2 protein-coding genes are annotated in these 4,707 nt (G+C 35.2%); one reads left to right on the top strand and one right to left on the bottom strand.

Annotated elements, in window-relative coordinates; all coding sequences use genetic code 11:
• On the top strand, positions 1–1,008 hold a 1,008-nt coding region (locus QWC74_RS09915), incomplete at its 5' end, for an FtsW/RodA/SpoVE family cell cycle protein (RefSeq protein ID WP_288994003.1).
• A 41-nt stretch (positions 1,009–1,049) separates the two neighbouring features.
• Here QWC74_RS09915 and addA read toward each other — a convergent pair.
• On the bottom strand, positions 1,050–4,646 hold the full coding sequence (addA, locus tag QWC74_RS09910) for a helicase-exonuclease AddAB subunit AddA (RefSeq protein WP_006784028.1): 3,597 nt from the start codon (positions 4,644–4,646) through the stop codon (positions 1,050–1,052).
• Positions 4,647–4,707 lie beyond the last annotated feature (61 nt).

Below are 4,707 nucleotides of genomic sequence, written 5' to 3'. Positions count from 1 at the left end.
CTATTCGGACTTTTTATTCACGAAAAAGGCATTATGAATGTTCCGTTTGCTAAAAATATTAATGGGGCAACCTGCTGGTACATCTTACCTGGTATCGGAACTTTACAGCCATCAGAATTTATGAAAATTGCGCTCGCACTCGTTGTAGCCGATATCATTCAAAAACACAACGAGTTTTATCCCCATTTAAAGCGTACCGTCAAAACAGATTTTTTACTTCTTCTAAAAATTGGAGCAGCTATTGTGCCACCAGCTTTTTTAATTTTTGAACAGCCGGATTCTGGTGTTACGATGATTATTTTATTCTTCGTCGCACTCATGATTTTTTCTTCAGGAATTAAGTGGCGATATATCTTTATCGTTGGTTCAATTGCTATGGTCGGTATTACAATCTTTATTCTAGCAGTCGGAGTTTTCCCAGACTTTTTAACAAATGTTCTTGGAATTCAAGCTTATAAATTAAGTCGTTTCTTTGGATGGTTTGATCCATTTGGAACGATTCAAGGAGCAGGAAACCAATTAGCAAAAGGATTACTTGCCATTGGATCGGGTCATCTAATTGGAAACGGATTCCAAAGCTTAACCACTTACTTCCCTGAAGCCCACACTGATTTCATTTTTGCCGTTATCGGAATGGACTTTGGATTAATTGGAACTTTAATTACGGTGATTTTATGTGGTTTATTTGATTTTGAAATTCTCAATACGGCAACACTGAATCGTGGTCATTACAATAGTTACTTATGCGTTGGAATTTTTGGAATGTTATTCTTCCAACAAATTCAAAATATTGGGATGACGATTGGGATGCTTCCCATTACAGGGGTAACGCTTCCGTTTATCAGTTACGGGGGAAGTTCATTACTCTCTTATATGATTTTATTTGGTCTCATTTTAAGTAGTCATATTGAAGGAATGAAATTAAAGCACTCTGAAGTAGATTACCACGAACGGACACTTTACTTAAAAACAAAAGCTTATATTAAAGATAATGCAAAAGTCGATTAGAAAAGGACATTTCCCAATTGGGAGATGTCCTTTTCTTATCTTTAATAAACGAGACACTGCGATACTTTTAAGAAATAAACATGACAACTTACTTTTTTAGTTGGGAATATTTCTTTAATCGCTTTAGAATAGTATTTCATTTGTGTTTCGTATCTTTGTTTTAGTTCTTGTTGTTGTACCTCAAAGTCACGAATATAGTCGGTTTTATAATCCACGATATAGACTTCATCTTCAAATTCTGCTAATAAGTCAATGACCCCTTGAAGTAAGATTTGAGACTGTTCATGCTCATCCACCTTTACTAACGTCATAAATGGAACCTCTTTTTTAACTGATAACGCTGTTATAATTTTTTCATAAAGAGGACTTTTAGTAAACTCTAGCACTTGCCCTAGATCAATTCGACTACTCATCTCCTCGGTCATCATTTCCTTTTCAATCACTCGTTCTTTGACTTGCTGTAAACTTTCTAACGTATGATTTTTCATCACCGGTAAATGCTGCATAAATTGATGCAATGCGGTTCCCGCTTCAGCTCCACTAATTTTCTTTTCTCTCATAAATGATGGCCGATCATAAGCCACTTGTGGTCTAAGCTCAGGAATCCCTTTAAACATAGGTGTTTCCTCAGCCAGTTTGCGCTGTGAAACAGATTGCTTTGCGTTAATCTCAACTAGTTCCTGATGCTCATAACGCGTTGAAAAAATTTTTTCAAAATCAATAACAGGGGGTTGTTTAGCTAATGACTCTTCTACCTTCATCGATTGTTCAAGCTCCTGTTGTTGGGAGAATATTTCTATTTTCCATGAACTAGCATCTTCTAAACAAGTCGGTGTTACCCCTAAATAGGTCGCCACGATCTCTTGGTTATCTGGATGCTTTAAAATAGCTGGTAAAATCCAATCAGCATAATTAACTGCTTTTAATCGATACGAATCTGGTAACCTCACACCCGATTCAGTGATGACTTCTTTTAAAGAAGCGAGCTTTTTCTCAACCTCAAAAACTCCTGTAAATAAAAGCTTAGATTTAGCACGTGTCATGGCCACATATAAAAGACGCATTTCTTCTGCTAACATTTCTCGATGAATGAGGCTTGCTACCACATTTTGAGCAATTGTTTTTTGAGTAAAGCTTAACTGCGAATCAATGTACTTGACTGCTACTCCATACTTTTTATGTAAAATATAATTTCCTTTTTCGTCCTGAACATTAAATTTCTTTTGAATTTGAGAAATAAACACAACAGGAAATTCAAGCCCTTTTGATTTATGAATAGACATAATTCGAACAACATCTTCATTCGCTGTGACCGTTTTAGCTTTTCCAAAATGTTTTCCAAGAGCTTGCATTCGATCGATATAATTAACAAATCCATATAAACCTTTTTTAGTGCTCGACTCATAATGGCGTGCCTTATCGACAAAAACATCTAAATTTGCCTTTCTTAAATAACCATGTGGAAGTCCCATCACAAACTCATAATAAAGCGTTTGTTCATAAATAAGGGTGATCAAACTTGCTAGCGATTGTGTTTTCGCTTCGAAACGCCAACGTTCTAATATCTCAACAAAACGCTTTGTTTTTTGTTTTAAAAACTCATCCTCTCCGTGATTTTGATAAAATTGGACGAGTTCATAAAAGGATGAAGCTTTACTTGAAACTTTGATGAGTGACAATTCACGCTCATTAAAGAAAAATAACGGTGATCGCATCAGGCCAACCAAAGGAATATCTTGATAAGGGTTATCAATGACTTTTAAACAAGAAACCATATTAATAATTTCAATTGAATCAAACAAATCGGTATTTTGTTCGGTAAACAGCGGAATATGATATTGACGAAAAACATCTTGAAACGTTGTCACACTGCTTAACGATCGCATTAAAATCACAATATCTTGATAAGTTAAAAGACGCATGCGACCTAATTTTCGATCATATACTTCTTGTTTAGAATCCATCCAACGCTTAATTGTTCTCGCAATGTGATGCGCTTCAAGTTCAACGGTACTTAAATCCGTTTCATCATCTGTGACTTGCAATTTATCAATCAAATGTACTTCATTTTGGTTAAATGGATCATTCACTTCACCTAACACGCCAAGTCGAAGCATTGCCGCTTCATCATAATTAATTTCACCCACCGGCTCATCCATTAACTGCTTAAAAATATAATTCGTTGAATCAATCACTTGCTGATGAGAACGATAGTTTTTCATTAAATCAATTTTATGACCTTTTCCATTTCCATCAGAGAACATCGTATATTTTCCTTGAAAAATACTTGGTTCTGCGAGTCGGAATCGATAAATCGACTGCTTGACATCCCCTACCATGAAAATTGGAATTTCAGGTGACTTAATCTTGGCAATCGCCTGAACAATCGATTCTTGCATGAAATTAGTATCTTGATACTCATCAATCATAATCTCCTTAAATTGAGCATGAATATCAAATGCTACCGCAGTTGCTTGTCCATCTTGGATTAACAACCGAAGCGTATACCACTCTAAATCAGAAAAATCAAGTAATTGTCGTTTTAATTTCGCTTCGCTAAAACGCTCATGAAATAGAAGAACCATTTTCGCTAATGCTTCTACCACTTCTTGACTCTTTTTAAAATGAATCAAATGCGTTTCATTCGAGTACGTTAAATATTTTTCCTTTATTTTCTCAATTCGTTTTTTAAAAGAATCACGCGCCTCTTTACAAATCGTGTTCATCTCTTCATCAAAATCTTTCTTAGGTGCTGAAGGAAATCTCGAAAGCGTTGTATTCATAAAAGCCTCGCGTAGCGCTTCATATGATGAGTTCATGGCATCCTTTAAACGATTGACATACTCTAAATCTTGAAAATATACATCTGTTGCGTATTTATGTAATTTCTCCGTCATTTGTGAGTAAGTCGCATATTCTTTTGCTTTTTCTAAATCTAATACTGCTTCCTTAAGACTTGGAGTTATGACTTTTAAAATTTTATCATAATGAATCCATGACATTAGATCTTGCTCATCCCACTGATATAGGTGAGGTAAATTCTCTAACCACTGAATCATTTCAGGATTAGAACGTGCCAATTCGTAAATTTTAAGTAACATGACTTTTAAATTCTCATCATTGCGATCATTATTAAACTGACGACTCAACAGCAAATAAGACTCATCCTCATCATCTGATAAGTCATCAAATAACGATTCAACCACCTCATCTTGAATAATCCCGACTTCAATATCATCGGCAATCTTAAACACAGGATCGAGTTCTAATAAATAATAGTAACGTTTAATTAACTTATTACAAAAGGCATGAAACGTTGAAATATGAGACTGAGAAATTTTATTTAATTGGACCTTTAAATGTTCATTATCTGGTTGCTTTTCTAACTCATCTTGAATGCGTGAACGCATACGTTGTTTCATTTCAGCAGCTGCTGCCTCTGTAAAGGTCATGACAAGTAATTCATCAATATTTAGTTTCTCTTGAATAATTTTTTGAATCATTCGTTCCACGAGTACAGCCGTTTTTCCTGAACCTGCCCCAGCTGAAATTAATAAATCTTCGCCTTTTCGATAAATAGCTTCCCATTGTTCATCATTCCAAGTCGCCTCCAGCGGTTTAATGGGTACTTGATTCATCTTGATCTCCTCCTTCCTCTAGTTGACATTTAATCGCCTCTAATGCATTTTCTTTTTTCAT

Origin of the sequence: uncultured Turicibacter sp., assembly GCF_938044715.1 — a bacterium.
Classification (GTDB): domain Bacteria; phylum Bacillota_I; class Bacilli_A; order MOL361; family Turicibacteraceae; genus Turicibacter; species Turicibacter sanguinis.
The sequence above is the reverse complement of the archived record's forward strand: the minus strand, read 5'-3'. Positions and strand labels throughout refer to the sequence as shown.